Source organism: Burkholderia sp. BCC1988 (assembly GCF_905339895.1).
Classification (GTDB): domain Bacteria; phylum Pseudomonadota; class Gammaproteobacteria; order Burkholderiales; family Burkholderiaceae; genus Burkholderia.
The window spans coordinates 157279-175703 of record NZ_CAJPHA010000007.1 but is presented as its reverse complement, the minus strand read 5'-3'; the positions used below and the strand labels follow the sequence as shown (position 1 = coordinate 175703).

18 protein-coding genes are annotated in these 18425 nt (G+C 68.3%); 7 read left to right on the top strand and 11 right to left on the bottom strand.

Going from position 1 to position 18425, the window contains the following annotated elements; all coding sequences use genetic code 11:
• Position 1: 1 nt before the first annotated feature.
• Positions 2 to 2350, top strand: coding sequence for an Orn/Lys/Arg decarboxylase N-terminal domain-containing protein (locus U4012_RS12300; RefSeq protein ID WP_321798799.1), 2349 nt, complete (start codon positions 2 to 4; stop codon positions 2348 to 2350).
• Between the two features lie 67 nt (positions 2351 to 2417).
• On the opposite strand, the gene U4012_RS12295 is transcribed toward U4012_RS12300, so the two are convergent.
• Both U4012_RS12295 and ftrA read right to left on the bottom strand, forming a co-directional pair.
• Positions 2418 to 3161: a hypothetical protein gene (locus U4012_RS12295; protein ID WP_321798797.1), complete on the bottom strand. Its 744-nt coding sequence runs from the start codon at positions 3159 to 3161 to the stop codon at positions 2418 to 2420.
• Between the two features lie 149 nt (positions 3162 to 3310).
• Entirely contained in the window at positions 3311 to 4285 is a 975-nt protein-coding gene (ftrA, locus tag U4012_RS12290) for a transcriptional regulator FtrA (protein ID WP_321798795.1), read from the bottom strand.
• A 111-nt stretch (positions 4286 to 4396) separates the two neighbouring features.
• On the opposite strand from ftrA, the gene U4012_RS12285 reads away from it, so the two are divergent.
• Complete coding sequence (locus U4012_RS12285; RefSeq protein WP_321798793.1) at positions 4397 to 4816, top strand: rhodanese-like domain-containing protein; 420 nt, start codon at positions 4397 to 4399, stop codon at positions 4814 to 4816.
• A 90-nt stretch (positions 4817 to 4906) separates the two neighbouring features.
• The gene (locus tag U4012_RS12280; RefSeq protein ID WP_321798791.1) at positions 4907 to 5233 is read left to right on the top strand and encodes a superinfection immunity protein; all 327 of its coding nucleotides are present in this window, start codon (positions 4907 to 4909) and stop codon (positions 5231 to 5233) included.
• Between the two features lie 18 nt (positions 5234 to 5251).
• Here the strand turns inward: U4012_RS12280 and U4012_RS12275 are convergent, their stop codons facing one another.
• The 6 genes from U4012_RS12275 to U4012_RS12250 form a co-directional block, all read right to left on the bottom strand.
• Positions 5252 to 6418: a cytochrome P450 gene (locus tag U4012_RS12275; protein ID WP_321798789.1), complete on the bottom strand. Its 1167-nt coding sequence runs from the start codon at positions 6416 to 6418 to the stop codon at positions 5252 to 5254.
• Positions 6419 to 6566: 148 nt separating this feature from the next.
• Entirely contained in the window at positions 6567 to 6833 is a 267-nt protein-coding gene (locus U4012_RS12270; RefSeq protein WP_044847912.1) for a YodC family protein, read from the bottom strand.
• Between the two features lie 23 nt (positions 6834 to 6856).
• Positions 6857 to 7096 carry a hypothetical protein gene (locus tag U4012_RS12265; protein WP_321798786.1) on the bottom strand — a complete coding sequence of 80 codons (240 nt, stop codon included), beginning with the start codon at positions 7094 to 7096 and terminating at the stop codon, positions 6857 to 6859.
• Positions 7097 to 7167: 71 nt separating this feature from the next.
• Entirely contained in the window at positions 7168 to 8028 is an 861-nt protein-coding gene (locus U4012_RS12260; protein WP_321798784.1) for an isocitrate lyase/phosphoenolpyruvate mutase family protein, read from the bottom strand.
• Between the two features lie 216 nt (positions 8029 to 8244).
• A complete protein-coding gene (locus tag U4012_RS12255) occupies positions 8245 to 9105 on the bottom strand; it encodes a MurR/RpiR family transcriptional regulator (protein WP_044847909.1) in 861 nt (286 codons plus the stop codon).
• A 63-nt stretch (positions 9106 to 9168) separates the two neighbouring features.
• Positions 9169 to 9522: a NirD/YgiW/YdeI family stress tolerance protein gene (locus U4012_RS12250; RefSeq protein ID WP_321798782.1), complete on the bottom strand. Its 354-nt coding sequence runs from the start codon at positions 9520 to 9522 to the stop codon at positions 9169 to 9171.
• A 226-nt stretch (positions 9523 to 9748) separates the two neighbouring features.
• Between U4012_RS12250 and U4012_RS12245 the strand changes: the two genes are divergently transcribed.
• The 3 genes from U4012_RS12245 (at position 9749) to U4012_RS12235 (ending at position 12844) form a co-directional block, all read left to right on the top strand.
• The gene (locus tag U4012_RS12245) at positions 9749 to 10411 is read left to right on the top strand and encodes a response regulator (protein WP_044847907.1); all 663 of its coding nucleotides are present in this window, start codon (positions 9749 to 9751) and stop codon (positions 10409 to 10411) included.
• A complete protein-coding gene (locus U4012_RS12240; protein ID WP_321798780.1) occupies positions 10408 to 11784 on the top strand; it encodes an ATP-binding protein in 1377 nt (458 codons plus the stop codon). Before U4012_RS12245 ends, U4012_RS12240 begins: the two co-directional genes overlap by 4 nt.
• An 859-nt stretch (positions 11785 to 12643) precedes the next feature.
• Positions 12644 to 12844, top strand: a complete 201-nt coding sequence (locus U4012_RS12235; RefSeq protein WP_044847905.1) for a membrane protein — start codon at positions 12644 to 12646, stop codon at positions 12842 to 12844.
• A 520-nt stretch (positions 12845 to 13364) separates the two neighbouring features.
• Here U4012_RS12235 and blaPEN-bcc read toward each other — a convergent pair.
• On the bottom strand, positions 13365 to 14258 hold the full coding sequence (gene blaPEN-bcc / locus U4012_RS12230) for a PEN family class A beta-lactamase, Bcc-type (protein ID WP_321798777.1): 894 nt from the start codon (positions 14256 to 14258) through the stop codon (positions 13365 to 13367).
• Positions 14259 to 14374: 116 nt separating this feature from the next.
• Between blaPEN-bcc and penR the strand changes: the two genes are divergently transcribed.
• Complete coding sequence (penR, locus tag U4012_RS12225; protein ID WP_044847903.1) at positions 14375 to 15265, top strand: beta-lactamase transcriptional regulator PenR; 891 nt, start codon at positions 14375 to 14377, stop codon at positions 15263 to 15265.
• Positions 15266 to 15759: 494 nt separating this feature from the next.
• Here the strand turns inward: penR and U4012_RS12220 are convergent, their stop codons facing one another.
• On the bottom strand, positions 15760 to 16014 hold the full coding sequence (locus U4012_RS12220) for a hypothetical protein (RefSeq protein WP_044847902.1): 255 nt from the start codon (positions 16012 to 16014) through the stop codon (positions 15760 to 15762).
• A gap of 100 nt (positions 16015 to 16114) precedes the next feature.
• Entirely contained in the window at positions 16115 to 18340 is a 2226-nt protein-coding gene (locus U4012_RS12215) for an amylo-alpha-1,6-glucosidase (protein ID WP_321798774.1), read from the bottom strand.
• Positions 18341 to 18425 lie beyond the last annotated feature (85 nt).

The following is an 18425-nucleotide window of genomic DNA, read 5'->3' as shown; positions in this document are numbered from 1 at the left end:
CATGACCGCTTCCTTGACCCAACCGGCGTTCCGCCGCCTCGGCATGAAGGCGCTGCTCGTGCAGCACGACATCGACGAACGCACGGCCACCGGACGCGCGGCCACCGCGCTCGTCGAAGAATTGCGCACGCGGCTCGTCGACGTCGTGATCGCGACCTCAGCCGAAGACGCACGCGCGGTGGTCGACGCCGATCCCGCGATCCAGTGCCTGCTGCTCAACTGGGAGCTCGGCAACGATCCCGTGCATGCGCCCGCGCAGGCCGTGCTCGACGCGATGCGCGCGCGCAATGCGACGGTGCCGGTGTTCCTGCTCGCGAGCCGCGCGAGCGCGGCGGCGATTCCCGTCGACGCGATGCGCAAGGCCGACGACTTCATCTGGATGCTGGAGGACACGACCGCGTTCATCGGCGGGCGGATCGTCGCCGCGATCGAACGCTACCGCGAAACCGTGCTGCCGCCGATGTTCCGCGCGCTCGCGCAGTTCTCGCGCGTGTACGAATACTCGTGGCACACGCCGGGCCACACGGGCGGCACCGCGTTCCTGAAATCGCCGGTCGGCCGCGCGTACTTCGAATTCTTCGGCGAAGCGCTGTTCCGCTCGGACCTGTCGATCTCGGTCGGCGAACTCGGCTCGCTGCTCGACCACTCGGGCCCGATCGGCGAAAGCGAACGCTACGCGGCGCGCGTGTTCGGCGCGCACCGCACGTATCACGTGACGAACGGCTCGTCGATGTCGAACCGCGTGATCCTGATGGCGAGCGTCACGCGCAACCAGGTCGCGCTGTGCGATCGCAACTGCCACAAGTCGGCCGAACATGCGATGACGATGTCCGGCGCGATTCCGACCTACCTGATACCGTCGCGCAACCATTACGGGATCATCGGGCCGATCATGCCGGAACGGCTCACGGCCGCCGCCGTGCGTCTCGCGATCGACGCGAACCCGCTCGTGCGCGGCCGCGACGGCATCGACCCGACGCCCGTGCATGCGCTGATCACGAACTCGACGTACGACGGCCTCTGCTACAACGTCACGCGCGTCGAGGAACTGCTCGGCCAGAGCGTCGACCGGTTGCATTTCGACGAGGCATGGTACGGCTACGCGCGCTTCAACCCGATCTACCGCGATCGCCACGCGATGCACGGCGATCCGTCGCAGCACGACGCGAGCAAGCCGACCGTGTTCGCGACACAGTCGACGCACAAGCTGCTCGCCGCGCTGTCGCAGGCGTCGTTCATCCATGTCCGCAACGGCCGCAACCCGATCGAGCACGCGCGCTTCAACGAGGCGTACATGATGCATGCATCGACGTCGCCGAACTACGCGATCATCGCGTCGAACGACGTGAGCGCCGCGATGATGGACGGCCCCGGCGGCGAGGCGCTGACCACCGACGCGATCCGCGAGGCCGTGTCGTTCCGCCGGATGCTCGCGCGGCTGCATGCGGAATGCGAGGAGAACGACGACTGGTTCTTCAACGGCTGGCAGCCGGACACCGTGGTCGATCGCAAGACGGGCCGGCGCGTGCGCTTCCATGAAGCGGACGAAACGCTGCTCGCCACCGATCCGTCATGCTGGGTGCTGCATCCGGGCGACACATGGCACGGCTTCGGCGAGATCGAGGACGATTACTGCATGCTCGATCCGATCAAGGTGTCGATCGTCACGCCGGGCGTCGCGCCGCACGGCGGGCTGATGCCGGTCGGCATTCCGGCGTCGGTCGTCACCGCGTACCTGGACCGGCACGGCATCGTCGTCGAGAAGACGACCGACTTCACGATCCTGTTCCTGTTCTCGCTCGGCGTGACGAAAGGCAAGTGGGGCACGCTCGTCAACACGCTGCTCGACTTCAAGCGCGACTACGATGCGAACGCGCCGCTCGAGCAGGCGCTGCCGGAGCTCGTCGGGCGCTATCCGGACCGCTACGGCACGCTCGGCCTGCGCGACCTGTGCGACCTGATGTTCAGCGCGATGAGCGACCTGAAGACGACCGAGATGATGTCGCGCGGCTTCTCGACGCTGCCGCAGCCCGACTTCAGCCCGGCCGAGGCGTACGAGCATCTCGTGCACAACGACATCGAGATGCTGGAACTCGCCGAGATGGCGGGCCGCACCGTCGCGACGGGCGTGGTGCCCTATCCGCCCGGCATTCCGCTGCTGATGCCCGGCGAGAACGCGGGGCCGGCCGACGGCCCGCTGCTCGGCTACCTGAAGGCGCTCGAGCAGTACGACCTGCGCTTCCCCGGCTTCACGCACGACACGCATGGCGTCGAAGTCGAGGACGGCGTGTACCGGATCGCGTGCATCAAGCAAACCGCGCGCGATACCGGCAATACCAACACGCGCTGAGCATGCGCGCCGCGACGCCGCGCCGGCAGGACGCGGCAGGCGTCGCGACGCGCGATGAACCGGCCGGTCATGCCGGCAACTGATTAACCCACGCGGCAAGCTGCGCTTCGCCTTCTTCGTCGAGCTTGCCCTTCAGTTCCCCGTACCACGGCGCGATCGCGTCGGCCGGCTGCGTGGCCTTCAGGATCTCGAGACTGTTCTCGAGGAACGACGAAAAGAACGGAATGCCGCGCATGTAGAGGAAGGTCGAATCGGTGATCCGCACGTGGCCGTACACGTCGCGCACCCACGCGAGATGCGGCAGCGCCTCGCGCAGGTGGCCGCCTTGCATCAGCGCCGAAATGAAGTTCACGCGCGCCGCGACGTCGGACTGCTCGTGCGTGTCGTGATTGACCTCGGCGGCCTTCTGCATCCACGCTTCGCCGCGCTCCACTTCGTCGCACATCACCGACGTCGTCGCGAGCTGCACCGCGTTGTGCGCGCTCGGCTCATGGTCGAACAGCGCGAGCCAGTACGGAAACGCTTCCGGGTAACGCTTCATCGCCGAGTATGAAAGCGCGCAGAGGCGCGCCGCATCGGCCAGCCGCTCCGCGTGCGGCGCGGCGGCCGCGATCGCGGCCTCGTGCCGGCCGGCCTGGAATGCCCTCAGCGCGGGCGCGAGTTCCGGCGCGATGTCGGGGCCGCCTTGTTCGTGCGTATCGTCCGATCCTTCCGTTGCTTCCGACGCTCCGCCTGCGTCGTGCGCGGAACGCGCAGGCGCTGCCGCTTCGTCACGCGTTTTCTTTCCGAACAGCTTGCCCAGCAGGCCCATGATGATTGTCCTTGTCGTTGTCGTTGCGAGCGGGAATGGCGGCGCCGCATCTACGGTCGCCGCACGGCGATCGCCATCTTACGCGTGCTCGAAGTCGACAAGAAGCAAACGACGGACCGGTGCCGCCGCTGCGCGGAAAGACGCACCACTCACGCGTCCGTGGACCTCATACCGCGATCCATCCCGCGCCGGTACGCGGCGGGGCTCGTCGCCGCGACGCGCCGGAAATGCCGGCGCAACGATTCCTCGGAACCGAACCCCGCGCGCGCGGCAATCTGCGCGAGCGACAGCCCGGGATGCGCTTCGAGCATGTCCTTCGCGACGTTCACGCGCTCGCGGATCAGCCATGCGAGCGGCGACATCCCCGTTGCATCCGCGAACTGCCGCTGCAGCGTGCGCGTGCTCATCGCGGCCTGCGCGGCCAGCGACGCGAGCGTGTGCGGTTCGGCCGCGTGCGCGCGCATCCAGTCGATCAGCTTCGCGAGCCGGTCGCTGCCGCCCGGCGCGACCGGGCGCGGCACGAACTGCGCCTGGCCGCCGTCGCGATGCGGCGGCAGCACGAGGCGCTGCGCGACGCGGTTCGCGATCGCGCCGCCGTGATCGCGGCGCACGAGATGCAGCAGCATGTCGAGCCCCGCCGCCGAGCCGGCCGACGTGACGATCTGCCCTTCGTCGACGTACAGCGCATCGGGATTCACGCGCAGCGCCGGATAGCGCGCCTGCAGGCGCTCGGCGTAGCGCCAGTGCGTCGTCACGGTGAGCCCGTCGAGCACGCCGGCCGCCGCGAGCACGAACACGCCCGAGCAGATCGAACAGAGCCGCGCGCCGCGGCGATGCGCGGCACGCAGCTTCTTTAGCAGCGGCTCCGGCGGCAGCTCGTCCGGATCGCGCCAGCCGGGAATCACGATGGTGTCCGCGCGATCGAGCATCGCGAGCCGGTACGGCGCGGCGACCGTGATGCCGCCCGCCGCGCGCACGGGCCCGGGCTCGCTCGCGCAGACCGCGAAGCGATACCAGTCGACGCCGAGTTCCGGGCGTTCGAGCGCGAACAGTTCGACCACGCAGCCGAACTCGAAGGTGCAGAGGCGATCGTAGGCGAGCGCGACGACGAGATGATTGTGCATGGCGCGATGTTACCGGAACTTGTCGATCACGCCACTGCCGCGACGGCCGCCGAACCGCGATACTGCCCTTCATTCCGGCGCATTCCGCGCCGTCCTTCAGGAGCGCCTTTCATGTCATACGTCACCGACGTCCCCGCCGCCGACAGCGCCACCGCCCTCGCGCACTTCGAAGCATCGCTGCGCTTCGAGACCGATTGCTGGGACGTCCACGATGCACTTGCGTCCGGCGCGCCGGATTTCGTGCTGCTCGACGTCCGGGGTCCGGAGCAGTTTGCCGCCGGTCACGTGCCCGGCGCGCACAACCTGCCGCACCGCAAGATCGTCGCCGGCAAGCTCGCCGACCATCCGGCCGGCACGCTGTTCGTCGTCTACTGCGCGGGCCCGCACTGCAACGGCGCCGCGCGCGCGGCGATCCGGCTCGCGCGCCTCGGCCGCCCGGTGAAGCTGATGATCGGCGGCGTCACGGGCTGGCTCGACGAAGGTTTCGCGTTGAGCAACGAAGTGCAGCCTGAGGGCGTCGCCATGCGCTGATCGTTATTGAAAACGCAACAATCAATTGCCGGCACACGAATGGAAAAAGCGCGACAATCAGCCTCATTGCAGTTCGGACGGAGCAGCAACATGGAACACACAGTCCTGATTCAGGTGGCCGGTTCGGTCGCAGCGATCGCGCTCTATTTTCTTCCGGCCATCGTCGCCGATCGGCGCAGCCGGCACGACAAGCTGACGATCGCGATGTTCAACGCGCTGTTCGCGTGGACGGGCATCGGCTGGCTGATGACGCTGTACTGGGCATGCCAGCCGAACCCGCAGGCCGACGTCGCACAAACCATCCTCGCGAAGCGCCGCGGCATCAGCATGCGGACCTTCTCGACCGGTCTCGTCGAACGCGTGCAACGCCGCGTCGCCGCCCAGCAACAATGGGCCGAGAAGCAAGGTTGCCGCTAGGCAGTCCCGCCTTTCCGCTTACCTCGCCACGCCGAACTTCGGCATCCTGACATTGGTCGAGGCCCGGTAGTCCCACACCAGCCTGTCGCGCGGCGCGTCACCGCCCGCGCGCAACCACGCCCCGAACGCCCCCGCCGTGACCGCCCGCGCGATCCGCTCGCCCGGACAGCCGTGCGGCCCCGTGCCGAACCCGAAGTTCGGCCCCGGCGCGCGGCCCGGCAGCAGTCGGTGCGGCTCGCGATGCACGGCCGGATCGCGGTTCGCCGCCGCAAGCACGACCAGGATGGCCGCACCGGCATCGACGGTCACGCCGTCGATCGTCGTGCGCGACGCGACGAAGCGGCGCGTGTTCTGCACCGGCGCATCGAATCGGCCGACCTCGGCGACGAATGCGTCGAGGGCGGCCGTATCCGGCATCGCGCGTTCGCCGTCCGTGCCATCCCATGCGACCAGCACGTTGCCGAGCCACGCGGCCGTCGCCTCGCACGTCTGCGACAGCAACCCGACCAGATTCGCGACCAGCGCGCCGCTCGCGTGCCAGCCCGCGGCGCCGGCCGCCTGCTGAACCGCGGCGACGAGTGAACCGTCCTGCGCATGCGTGCGCGCGACGCGTTCCGTCATGCGGTCGAGCAGTTGCCGCGCGGCTTCGCTCGCGCGGGCCAGCGCGGCGTCGTCCGACAGCGGCGACAGCGCGGCGACGAAGTCGACGACCAGCGCGGCGATATCGTCGAGTTGCGCGCTGTCGAAGCCGAGCAGATCGGCGACCGCGCAGACAGGCACCGTCAGGCACCACGCGTTCAATGCATCGGCGTCATACGGCGCGCGCAGCCGGCTGCCGGCGAGTTGGGCGGCCCGTTCGCGCAACGCGTTCGCATCGATCGGCGCGAACGCCGCGCGCAGCGCCTGCTTCGGCACGTCGTGCCGCAATGCGCCGTCGTTCATGCGCACCAGTTCGCCGAACAGCGCACCCGCCGTCGACCCGCGCAACGCGGGCGGTACCGGCGCATCGAGCGGCCTGACGCGGCACGCCGGGTGGCCGAGCACGGCCGTCACGCTGGCCGCCCGGCTCGCGACCCACAGGCCGAGCGAGGCGTCGAACGCAAGCGGCGGCCCGTCGACGAGCGTCGCGTAATACGGGTAGGGATCGCGGTGCGTGACCGCGGCAATCGGATGGGTCGGGTTCATGCGTGCAGTATCGGCGCGCCGGGCCGCCGCATGTTTCGGGTTGACGTGAAATGTCGTGGATGTCGTCGGCATGCCGGCACGGCCGGCCACTGCGATGCGGCAAGCTGCGGCCGGCAAGCGGCGCGGCGCCGTGACGGGCGCGGCGTCGTCAGGCTGCCGACCGGTAGCGGTGCCCCTGCATGCGCACGCGGACGCGCCCGGCGGAAATCGCGCGCGGTTCGGGCACCACCGTTTCGTGATGAAACATTTCCTGCCGGAAGTGGCCGCTGTCGTCGAACCACTGGCAGATCAGCCAGTCGGCATCGTCGAACACGACCGGCCCCGCGTAGGTGACGGTCATGCGCGGCCCGCCGGTTTTCAGCGTCACGACATCGCCGACGCGAACGCCACTGCGGTGATTTTCTCGGATTGTCATCGCTCTCTCGATTTTTTATATATTCATTTTCCGGCGGCCCGCTGGCAGGTCATTCGGATATGCGGGAGATTACCAATCCGATAAATAACCGGCAACTCCCGAATACGAAAAAAACAGCGAGCGGAAAATCGCAACAATATGCGGCACCGGTTCGCGTGGCGGGCGGCTGACGCCAGAACCGGCGCGGCTTGCGTGCCGGTTCCGGTCGCACCGCCGGAATACGGAGAATAATCGATGGTTTTCGCGCCGTCATCGAACTTCAAATCGGCAGCAGTTTCGATTGATTACCGTCAATCAGCTTTCGGTTGGAAACGTTCCCACGTTTCACCGGCCCTTATTGTTCGAACTGAACGGGCGAATTGTCCGGCGCCGAAAACCAGCGATTGAGGTCGCGGCCCGGCACCGCCGCCTGCGTGAACGTGAACGTGCCGTCGCGCGCCATTTCCGTCGCGGCGCGCAGGAACGCGCCGAATGCGGCCCGCGCCAGCGCGCCGCCGACGCTGACGCGCTTCACGCCGAGCGCCGCGAGTGTCTCGAGGCTCAGCAACCCGCCCTGCAGCCCCATCACGACGTTGACCGGCGCGCCGACCGCGCGCGTGAGCGCCGCGATCTCGTCGGGATCGGTCACGCCCGGTGCGTACAGCACGTCGGCGCCCGCGTCACGGTACGCGACCAGCCGCGCGATCGTGTCGGCGAGGTCGTGGCGGCCGTGCAGGTAGTTTTCGCAACGCGCGGTCAGCGTGAACGGAAACGGCAACGCGCGCGCCGCGTCGACCGCCGCCGCGATGCGCTCGACCGCCGCGTCGTACGGATAGATCGGTGCGTCGGCGCGGCCGGTCGCGTCCTCGATCGAGCCGCCCACCGCGCCGGCGCCGGCCGCCAGGCGGATCGTCTCGGCGACCGTGTCGGGCGCGTCGCCGAAGCCGTTCTCGAGATCGGCGCTGACCGGCAGGCCGCCCGCCGCGACGATCTCGGCGATGTGGGCGAGCATTTCGTCACGGCCGATCGCGTTGTCGGGCCGCCCTCTCGAAAACGCGAAACCGGCGCTCGTGGTGGCGAGCGCTTCGAAGCCGGCCATCGCGAGCAGCCGGGCAGACCCGGCATCCCACGGGTTCGGGATGATGAAGGCGCCGGGGCGCGCGTGCAGCGCGCGGAAGGTTTCGGCCTGGCGGAACTGCACGTTGGAATCGGACATTGACGTCTCCTCGGAATGGAGACGTCAGCATACGCGCGCGCGGTACCGCGACGGTTCAGGTCGCGATGAAATATCGATGCGGATGTCAGGGCCCGGCGCGGCGCAGTGTGCGGCCGGTCGCGTCGCCGGCGTCGGTCACGTCGTAGGTGAACGTCATCGGTTAGGTCGGATCAAGGAGAAAACGGGAGCGGAAGACAGGCGGAGCCGCGCGTGCGGCTACACGACATACGCGCCCTTCGCATGCAGTTCCGCTTCCGTGCGCTCGAGCGCCGTGATCGCATCGCTGCCTTCGAGCGCCAGCAACTGCGCGACCAGCGCCTCGGCCATCGCATGCGCGGCGACCAGCGACGGAAAGAACGACGGGCTGTCGTGCGTGAAGATCAGCTGCGCGTCCGCATGCAGCGCGATCGGCGACACCGCGCTGTCGGTGATCGCGACGATCCTGCTGCCCTGCGCTTTCGCTGCCTGCGCGACGCGCGTCGCTTCCGCCGAATACGGCGCGAAACTGATGATCACGGTCACGCTCTGCTTCGCGATCGTGCGCAATTCCATCTCGAGCGAGCCGGCGACACCGTTGAGCAACGACACGGTCGGCCGGAACAGCCGGTAGCCGTACACGAAACCGAACGCCACCGGATAGCACGACCGGAACCCCGCGACATGCACGTGCGACGCCTTGCGGATCAGCTTCGCGGCGTCCGCGAGCGCGTGCCCGTTTTGTGCGGCGGTGGCGGCAAGATTGTGCTGCTGTGCGGCGAGCAGGTCGTGCGCGAGCGACGCCTTCGCGTCGGGCCGCACGAGCGAACGCGCACGCTGCGTGAGCGGCTCGGGACGCGTGCGCACGCGTGCGACGCACAGGTCGCGCAGCTCGTTCCAGCCGGGAAAACCGAATTGCTGTGCGAGCCGCACGAGCGATGCGGGTTGAACCTGCGCGCGCTGCGCGACCTTGCGCATCGACGAGGTGGCGACCTCGTCGGGATGATCGAGCAGAAATGCAGCGCCCGCCTGGAATTGCGGGCTCAGTTCGGAAAATTGCGCCCGGATCCGGGACGCGAGTTCATCGAAATTGGCAGCCATCTTGGTGAGAACGGGAACCGGTCGTCCATGGTATCACCGGCCCCGTATGCACCGGTGCACCGGTCAGCGCAGCACTTCCACGTGATCGGCGTCGACCTTCACCTTGCCCGACCACTTGCGCTCGAACTCGCCGGTCAGCTTCACTTCGTTCTTGTCGCTGACGGGCTGGCCGGCCGCCCACAGCTTGCGGTCGATCTCGACGCGGATCGTGCCCGTCGCATCGGCGAACTCGTAATCCTCGCCGCCGGCATGCTTGACGATGCGCCCCTGCAACTGCACGTGCTGGTCGTCCTTGCCGTTCGCGAGCAGTTCCTTCACGGTCGTCGTGGTCAGCGCGGACGGCCCCGTGTATTGCGCGTAGACGGCGGCGGGCAGCACGGCAAGCGCGACCGCCAAAATTCTCGTCAGGTGTTTCATGATCTCGTTCCTCCATTTTTTCGAGTGCGCCGCGCTCCGTTGAACGCGACGGCCCCAGATTACGGACCGTAAGATTAAGCAAAGCTGAAGACCGTGCGCCGCGGCATGCCGTCGCAACGTTCCAGTGCGCGAACGCACGCAGGCGCCCGTGTTTAAGCTCCGCCTAAGACACCTGCGCTTATCATGGGAACCCCGGGCGCCCGCGCCCGCCAACAGACACGAATCCATGCGCGTACTGCTCGTCGAGGACGATCCGCTGATCGGCAGCGGGCTCGAACAGGGCCTCAAACAGGAAGGCTTCGCGGTCGACTGGGTCAAGGACGGCGACGCCGCGACGCTCGCGCTGCGCTCGACCGGCTACGGCCTGCTGCTGCTCGACCTCGGGCTGCCGAACCGCGACGGCCTGTCGGTGCTCGCGTCGCTGCGCCGCCGCGACGAAACCCTGCCCGCGATCATCATCACCGCGCGCGACGGCGTGCCGGACCGCATCGCCGGCCTCGACAGCGGTGCCGACGACTACCTCGTCAAGCCGTTCGTGCTCGAGGAACTGCTCGCCCGCATTCGCGCGGTCAACCGCCGCCACGCGGGGCGCGCGCAGACGACGCTCGCGATCGGCCCGCTGCGGCTCGATCCGGTCAAGCACCTGGTCTGGCTCAACGACGAAGAAGTCACGCTGTCGCCGAAGGAGTTCGTGCTGCTGCACGAACTGATGCGCGACCCCGGCGCCGTGATCTCGCGCGAACAGTTCGAGGAACGGTTGTACAGCTGGGGCGAGGAAATCGAGAGCAACGCGGTGCAGGTGCACATCCACAACCTGCGCAAGAAGCTCGGCCACGACATGATCCGCACGGTGCGCGGCGTCGGCTACCGGATCGGTGACGCCGCATGATGCGTCTGCAACACGCGATCGTGCGCTGGCGCAGCGCATCGCTGCGGCGGCGCCTGTTGACGTGGCTGCTGCCGGCCGCGTGCGTGATCGGGCTGGTCGCAAGCGCGGGCACCTACTGGGGCGCACTGCGCGAGCTCGACGATCTCCTCGACGACCAGATGCGCAGCATGTCGAAGCAGATCGTCGTCGGCCCGAACGGCGAACTGTCGTTCAGCAACCATCGCGACGGCAAGCACGAATTCGAGGCCGGTGACCCCGACGCCGTGCTGCTGCAGGTCTGGCGCAACGGCACGCTGGTGTATTCGACCGATCGCAAGTCCGCGCTGCCGCCGCCCGCGCAGACAGGCATCGGCAGCGTCGACGTCGGCGGCCAGCCGTGGCGCACCTACGTGACCGAACGCGGCGGCACGACGATCCGGCTCGCGCAGGCGCGCCACGCACGCTGGGAAGCGATCGCGGGCATCGCGGTGCACCTGCTGTGGCCGGTGTTCTCGATGCTGCCGGTGCTCGCGATCGGGCTGTGGTTCGGCATCGGCGCGGGGCTGCGGCCGCTGCGCACGATCGCGGCCGGCCTGAAGCGCAGGAATGCGAACAATCTCGAGCCGGTCGACGTCGCGTCGATGCCGAACGAAGTCCGCCCGCTCGCCGAAGCGATCAACGACCTGCTCGCGCGGCTCGACCGCTCGTTCACGCTGCAGCGGCACTTCATCGCCGATGCCGCACACGAGTTGCGCACGCCGATCATGGGGCTGTCGATCCAGTCGCAATTGCTGCGGCGCGCGTCGACGGCCGACGAACGCGAGCAGATCCTCGCGCAGATCCATGCGGGCACGACACGCCTCGGCCACCTCGCCGAACAATTGCTGACGCTCGCGCGCCTCGAACCCGACGCGCAGGCGTCCGCCGCGGCCTCCGCGCCCGTCGATCTCGCCGCGCTGTGCCGCTCGGTGGTCGCCGATCGCACGCGCGTCGCGGATGCGCACCGCATCGACCTCGGCGCGATCGTGTCGTCGCCGGTGATGGCCGCCGGCAACATCGACACGTTGCGCGTGCTGCTGAACAACCTCGTCGACAACGCGATCCGCTACGCGGGCGTCGGCGCGCGCGTCGACGTGTCCGCGCGTCTCGACGGCGCGACGCCCGTGCTCGAAGTCGCCGACGACGGCCCCGGCATTCCGGAAGCCGAGCGCACGGACGTGTGGGAGCGCTTCTATCGCGGCGAAGGCGCGCAGGCGGTCACGTCGTCGGGCAGCGGGCTCGGGCTGTCGATCGTCAAGCGGATCGCCGAACAGCATCGCGCAACCGTCGCGCTGGGCACGACGCAAGGCGGGCGCGGGCTGACCGTGACGGTGCGCTTTCCGGCGCCGGCCTGACACACGCCCGACGGGCCGCTTTTCCACAGATTGTGTTGGCAAGCTTGTGGACAACCGGCCGCTAACGGCAGCAAACCATTGATCCGAAAGGGTTTGGCGCTCGTGCGCAGCGAATGCGCCAACCCGCGCCGAGCAGGCGCTCGCCTCGACGCGACATCGCGTACCGATCCCTTCCCTCCGAGTCGTCGCCGCACTACTTGCAGGGGCGCCCAATGCCACATTTCAAATCGATGGACCCGAACTTCCCGATCCGGCAACAGTTCGGCGTCGACGCGCAACCCGTCGTGCTCCTCAACATCTTCACGGTGGATCCGGCAGACGAGGCGGTTTGCACGATGTGCCGCGCCGCGCGATCGCCACGCGGACTTCTCCACAGAAAATGTTGGCAAGCTTGTGGATATCCTGCGCACCGCAACGCTAAGCCGTTGATCCGACGGACTTTGGCACGCGTGATGCAGACGCGGCGCGCGCCGGGCCGTCACACGCGCCGGTTCGCCGCACTTCGCATCACGATGCCACGTCGATGCCCCAATGATGTGCGATGCGATCGTCGCAGCACTTACCCACAGATTTTGTTGGCAAGCTTGTGGATATCCTGCGCACGCATCGGCTAACCCGTTGATCGGCCAATGATTCATGCGCCACGTCACCGTTGCGGCAGCACGCGGTTCGCCCGCGCGCGCAGACAGACGATCCGGCGCAACAGCGGCACCCTGCCCGCCGCTTGACGCCCGCACCTGCCACGCGTCACGATCACACGAGCCGCACGCGCCACGCATCGCGAGACTTCACGCAGCGGCACCACGGTGCCGGCCGTTGCGCCCGCATCGGACAACGACACATCATTCCGAGGAAGACCATGGAACACTTCACCGCAGGGCAGTTGATCGTCTCGCTCGTGCTCGTCGCGATCGTCGTCTATCCGTATGTCCGCATCGTTCGGCGTACCGGGCATTCAGGCTGGTGGATCCTGACGATGTTCGTCCCGGTCCTGAACTTCATCATGTTGTGGGTGTTCGCGTTCGCGCGCTGGCCCTCGGTCGACGATCGGCATGGCTGAACATCGGGCGGGCTTGTCCACAGATTGTGTTGGCAAGCATGTGGATAGCCTGCGCATACCGCGATCAAGCGCTTGATCCGTAAGACTTTGTCCGCGCCGCTTCGAATCGGGCACGCGGCCACGCGATGTGCCGTTCACGCATCGTCGCACGACGCGACGGACCGCATGTCGCGCGCGCCATGCCGCTTGTCCACAGATTGTGTTGGCAAGCGTGTGGATAGCCTGCGCATACCACGCACAAGCGCTTGATCCGAAAGGTTTTGTCCGTGCCGCTTCGAACCGGGCAGGCAAGCCTCACGCACGCCGGCGCCGCGCCCGCTGCGCGATGAACGCGGCCGCGCGCGGGCTTGTCCACAATTTTTGTTGGCAAGGATGTGGATATCCTGAGCATGCGTCATCTAAGTCGTTGATCGCACAACGTTTCGACATGCCGGTCACGACTGCGGCACCGCGTGCATTCATCGACACATCGCTTCGTCGTTCCGTGCATTCATCGATGAACGCGCGCCGCGCCGCCCGCTCACGCGAACGTCGCGACCGCGATGCGCGCGGCGGCCGCGATCACGTCGTCCTTCGCCTTCGCATCGGCACGCGCCTGCGTGTAATACACGGCGAGCACGATCGGTGCGCGCGACGGCGGCCAGATCACGCCCGCGTCGTTCGTCGTCCCGTAGTCGCCGGTGCCGGTCTTGTCGGCCACCTGCCACCCGGCCGGCACGCCCGCGCGAATCCGCTTGTCGCCGACCTTGTTGCCGCGCAGCCAGGCGACGAGCTGCGCACGCTGCGCGGGCGGCAGCGCGTCGCCGAGCGTGAGCACGCGCAGGCTCGCGGCCATCGCGGCCGGCGTCGTGGTGTCGCGCGGGTCGCCCGGCAACGCGGTGTTCAGTTCGGTCTCCCAGCGATCGAGCCGGAACGTGTCGTCGCCGATCGAACGTGCAAACGCGGTCACCGCCGCCGGCCCGCCGATCAGCTTCATCGCCAGGTTCGCGGCCGAGTTGTCGCTGTACTGGATCGCCGCCTCGCACAACTCGGCGACGGTCATCCCGGTGCCGACATGCTTGCCCGACACCGGCGAGTAGTTCACGAGATCGGACTGCGCAACGGCCACGCGCTGCTGCAGCAGCCCCGGGCGCTCGACGCTCTGCGCGAGCACCGCCGCACTCAGCATCGCCTTGAACGTGCTGCAGAACGGGAAGCGCTCGTCCGCGCGATGCTGCGCGCGCCGGCCGCCCGCGGTATCGATCGCGCACACGCCGAGACGGCCGCCCGCCGCGCGCTCGAGCGCGGCAAACGACGTCGCGGACGAAACGTCCTGCGCGGCAGCCGGCGGCGACGCGCACGCGCTGACGGTCAGGACGAGCGGCGCCGTCGCGGCGGCCAGCAGCAGGGTTCGACGTTGCGATGAGTAGGTCATGGAGTGTCTCTCGTGGTGGAGTGGAGGCAGAATGGCCGGCCGGCGAGACAGCACTATCGTGACTTTACGGTTGCCTGACAAGCAACGATAATTGAGCGCTGACAAAAGAAATTCTTATGACGAAGCTCCGCCCTCATCTTCCGCTCAATGCGTTGCGCGCGTTCGAATCGTCGGCGCGCCACCTGAACTTCACGCGCGCCGGCCTCGAGCTGAGCGTGACCCAGGCGGCCGTGAGCCAGCAGGTGCGCTCGCTCGAGGAGCGGCTCGGCTGTGCGCTGTTCACCCGCTTGCCGCGCGGCCTCGGGCTCACCGACGAAGGGCGCGCGCTGTTGCCGGTGCTCAGCGACGCATTCAGCCGGATCGAAACCGTGCTCAAGCAGTTCGACGGCGGGCGCTTCCACGAAGTGCTGACGCTCGGCGCGGTCGGCACCTTTGCCATAGGCTGGCTAATGCCACGGCTGAAGCGCTTCGGCGACACGCACCCGTTCGTCGAGCTGCGGCTGCGGACCCACAACAACGTCGTCGACCTCGCGGCCGAGGGTCTCGATTTCGCGATCCGCTTCGGGGAAGGCAACTGGCCGGCGACGCGCAACGAGCGGCTGCTCGACGCCCCGCTCACCGCGCTGTGCGCGCCGGAGATCGCGCGGCGCCTCGCGCGGCCGGCCGATCTCGCGAACGAAACGCTGCTGCGCTCGTACCGCACCGACGAATGGCTCGGCTGGTTCGATGCCGCGCCGCTCGAACCGTGGGCGGTGAACGGGCCCGTGTTCGATTCGTCGCGGCTGATGGTCGAGGCCGCGATGCAGGGCGCCGGCATCGCGCTCGCGCCAGCCTGCATGTTCGCGCGCGAACTGCAGCTCGGCCTGCTCGCGCGGCCGTTCGACATCGATGTGCGCGCGGGCGGCTACTGGCTCACGTCGCTGAAGTCGAAGCCGCTCTCGCCGGCGATGACGCTGTTTCGCGACTGGATCGTCGCGGAGGCGGCCGACACCGCGCCGGTCGAATGATGCGGCCCGGCTTGTCCACAGATTGTGTTGGCAAGGATGTGGATATCCTGGGTACCCGAGGCCTAACCCGTTGATCGCGCACGAATTATCGCGCCGACGCACGCAGCGGGCAGCCCGTGTGCAAAGGCTTCGACGCCGCGGCCGCCGCGCGCCGGATCGTCAACCATCAGGAAGCAATCACGTCAGACTTATCCACAGATTTTGTTGGCAAGCCTGTGGATATTCCACCAATGTGACGCGTAACATCCTGATACAAAAGGGGATTCAGTAGATCGGGCCAGACAGGTCAATGACGCGTCATCGTGTGCGGCCTCGCGGCGCCGCTTGCGCGGCCGGTCGGGGGCCGGCCGGTTCTCCACAGATTGTGTTGGCAAGCTTGTGGATATCCTGCGCACCGGCCGGCTAACTCATTGAGCGCACGGGATTTTGTGCGCGCCGTGCAGGATTGGGCAGCGCCGGCGCGGGCCAGGCGGCCGACGCCGGCTGCCGCTTCGTCAATGCCGGTCGAGCCCGCGGCGCAATTCGCTCGCCTTGTCGCGCAGCGCCTCGTACCCGGAGCGCGCATGTTCGGGCAGGTCGGGATCGCCGATCAGCGCGCCGAGCGTTTCGATCAGGCTGAACAGGATGCCCTTCGCCGCGCCAGCCGCGATGCTCTGCGACTCGATCGACTTGTGCAGGTGGTCGACCGCCGCTTCCAGGTTCTCGAGCTTCTTCTGCTCGCCGTCGTCGGGCCGGTTGTCGGTCGTCATCGTAGGTGCCTCCGCCATCGTTCAAGGGTCATGTCACGATTCTATGCCGCTGCGTGCGGACGTGGCACGACATCGCGCAACGTCCGTGCAGCCGCATGCGCTACAGCACCGCGACCACCTTCACCCGCCCCGGCTGCTCCGCCGACGCGATCACCTGGCCGTCGACGCGCCGGAACGTCAGCGATACCGTTTCGTCGCCGACGCGCAGTTCGTCGATGCGCAGCCAGTCGACACCTTCGGGCAGCGCCGGGCGCTCGACCCGCACCTCGTGGCGCGCCGCGTCAACGCTCACGCCGAGACACGCCTGCAGCATCATGAACGGCGCACCGGCCGCCCACGCCTGCGGCAGGCACGCGACCGGATAGGCGGTCGGCGGCTCGCCGCGCCGGCGCGGGAACCCGCAAAACAGCTCCGGCAGCCGCATCTCGAAGCTGACCGCGGCTTCGAACAGCGCGCGCAGCAGGTTCACCGCGGCCGTCTTGTCGCCATAGCGCGCGAGCCCGCGCGCGATCAGCGCATTGTCGTGCGGCCACACCGAGCCGTTGTGATAGGCCATCGGGTTGAAGCGCGGCTGGCCGGCCGCGAGCGTGCGCACGCCCCAGCCCGTCTGGAACAGCGTCGAGCCGAGCACGCCGGCGACCGCCGCGCCGCGCTCGGCGTCGGGCAGGCCGAACGCGAGCAGATGGCCCGCGTTCGACGCCAGCACGCGGCACAGGTCGCCGTGACCGTCGAGCGCGATCCCGTAGAACTGGCCTTCCGGCATCCAGAACAGCGTCTCGACCTGGTCGCGCAGCGCCTTCGCGCGCAGCGCATAGCGTGTCGCGTCGGCCGCGTGGCCGCGCCGGTGCGAGCACATCGACATCGCATCGAGCGCCGCGCACGCATACGCCTGCACTTCGACGAGCGCGATCGGGCCGTCGGGAAAACGGCCGTCCGCGTGGAACACCGAATCGTGGCTGTCCTTCCAGCCCTGGTTCGCGAGACCGCGCTCCGACGTGCGCTGGTAATCGAGCAGCCCGTACGGATTGCGGTCGCACTTGTCGATCACCCACTGCGCGGCGCGCTCGAGCGCGGGCCACAGCTCGTCGATCAGCGCATCGTCGCCGGTGTGTTCGACGTACGCGCCCGCGAGCACGATGAACAGCGGGGTCGTGTCGACGCCGCCGTAATAGAGCGCGAACGGCACCTCCCCCGTCGCGGCCATTTCGCTGCGGCGGAATTCGTGCATGATCTTGCCGGGCTCCGCATCGCGAAACGCGGACGTCTCGCGCGCCTGGTGCTCCGCGAGAAAGCGCAGCACGCCGCGCGCGAGCGACGGCTGCAGCCACAGCATCTGCAGCGACGTGATCACCGCGTCGCGGCCGAACGGCGTCGAGAACCACGGAATGCCCGCATACGGATACGGCCCGGTATCGAGCTGCGTCGTGAGCAGCCCGAGATCCGCGAGCGAGCGGTCGAGCCACGCATCGAACAGCGGATTGCCGGTGTGCACGCGCGCCATCGACTCGCGGCGCGAGCGCATCTCGCGATGCACGCCGACGAGCGCGGTGCGCAGCGCGACGCGCCCGCATCCCGGGCCTTCACCGTCGTGCGCGCGGCCGAGCGTCGCGTCGACGGTCAGGTAGATCGACACGCACGCCTGCGCGGCGATCGTCAGCGTGTAATCGGCACGATCGACCGACAACGCGTCGGGCGCCGGCGAGAAATGCACGGTCACGTTGCGTTCGACCTTGTCGAGGCCATCGTAGCGAAGCCGCACCGCACCGCCGTCGACGCGCGGCGCAACCACCGTGCCGCGCTTCGGGCGCTGCGTGCCGCGCACTTCGAACATGTCCTTGAAATCCGCCGCGAACGACAGCGACAGCGGCACCTCGGCCTCGCTCGCGCCATAGTTGGTCAGCGTCAGCGCTTCGTAAAGCACGTCGCCCGCGAGCACGCGCATCCGTTCGATGTGGATCACGCCCTCGGGCGTCTCGCGACCGCCGAGCGGCGGCAGCGGGCGGTTCGTCAGGTGCGCGGTGAACGACGCGTTGTCCGCGCTCGTCGCGCCCGACAGCAGCGACGGCGCGCGGCCGCCGAACGTCAGGCGCCAGGTCGACAGCACGCGCATGTCGTCGACGAACAGGCCGTCGTCATGGCCGCCGACGTCGCCGAGCGCGTCGCTGACGACGAACGCGTCGCCGGATTTCAGCACGTACTGGTTGTTGCGTGCGAGCGCCTGCGGATCGGCTTCGGGCGCGATGAATGCGGGGCCTGTCGCCTGGGTCGGGGGGACGGGCGCGACTTGCGGCGCCTGCGTCGTGGTGGCTTCGGCGTGATTCGGCATCGATGCTCCTGTGTCGAGGCGCAACGCGCGGCGCGCGTCGCGTGTTTCGCACAGGATAGGCCAGAACGGGGGACGCGCGCAGCGC

Excerpts from the sequence above, each read along its gene's own strand:
- U4012_RS12235 (WP_044847905.1), top strand. The coding sequence starts at position 12,644 with ATGGAACACTTCACCGCAGGGCAGTTGATCGTCTCGCTCGTGCTCGTC.
- U4012_RS12250 (WP_321798782.1), bottom strand. The coding sequence starts at position 9,522 with ATGAAACACCTGACGAGAATTTTGGCGGTCGCGCTTGCCGTGCTGCCC.
- blaPEN-bcc (WP_321798777.1), bottom strand. The coding sequence starts at position 14,258 with ATGACCTACTCATCGCAACGTCGAACCCTGCTGCTGGCCGCCGCGACG.
- penR (WP_044847903.1), top strand. The coding sequence starts at position 14,375 with ATGACGAAGCTCCGCCCTCATCTTCCGCTCAATGCGTTGCGCGCGTTC.
- U4012_RS12295 (WP_321798797.1), bottom strand. The coding sequence starts at position 3,161 with ATGGGCCTGCTGGGCAAGCTGTTCGGAAAGAAAACGCGTGACGAAGCG.
- U4012_RS12275 (WP_321798789.1), bottom strand. The coding sequence starts at position 6,418 with ATGAACCCGACCCATCCGATTGCCGCGGTCACGCACCGCGATCCCTAC.
- U4012_RS12245 (WP_044847907.1), top strand. The coding sequence starts at position 9,749 with ATGCGCGTACTGCTCGTCGAGGACGATCCGCTGATCGGCAGCGGGCTC.
- ftrA (WP_321798795.1), bottom strand. The coding sequence starts at position 4,285 with ATGCACAATCATCTCGTCGTCGCGCTCGCCTACGATCGCCTCTGCACC.
- U4012_RS12255 (WP_044847909.1), bottom strand. The coding sequence starts at position 9,105 with ATGGCTGCCAATTTCGATGAACTCGCGTCCCGGATCCGGGCGCAATTT.
- U4012_RS12240 (WP_321798780.1), top strand. The coding sequence starts at position 10,408 with ATGATGCGTCTGCAACACGCGATCGTGCGCTGGCGCAGCGCATCGCTG.
- U4012_RS12300 (WP_321798799.1), top strand. The coding sequence starts at position 2 with ATGACCGCTTCCTTGACCCAACCGGCGTTCCGCCGCCTCGGCATGAAG.
- U4012_RS12280 (WP_321798791.1), top strand. The coding sequence starts at position 4,907 with ATGGAACACACAGTCCTGATTCAGGTGGCCGGTTCGGTCGCAGCGATC.
- U4012_RS12220 (WP_044847902.1), bottom strand. The coding sequence starts at position 16,014 with ATGACGACCGACAACCGGCCCGACGACGGCGAGCAGAAGAAGCTCGAG.
- U4012_RS12285 (WP_321798793.1), top strand. The coding sequence starts at position 4,397 with ATGTCATACGTCACCGACGTCCCCGCCGCCGACAGCGCCACCGCCCTC.
- U4012_RS12260 (WP_321798784.1), bottom strand. The coding sequence starts at position 8,028 with ATGTCCGATTCCAACGTGCAGTTCCGCCAGGCCGAAACCTTCCGCGCG.
- U4012_RS12215 (WP_321798774.1), bottom strand. The coding sequence starts at position 18,340 with ATGCCGAATCACGCCGAAGCCACCACGACGCAGGCGCCGCAAGTCGCG.
- U4012_RS12270 (WP_044847912.1), bottom strand. The coding sequence starts at position 6,833 with ATGACAATCCGAGAAAATCACCGCAGTGGCGTTCGCGTCGGCGATGTC.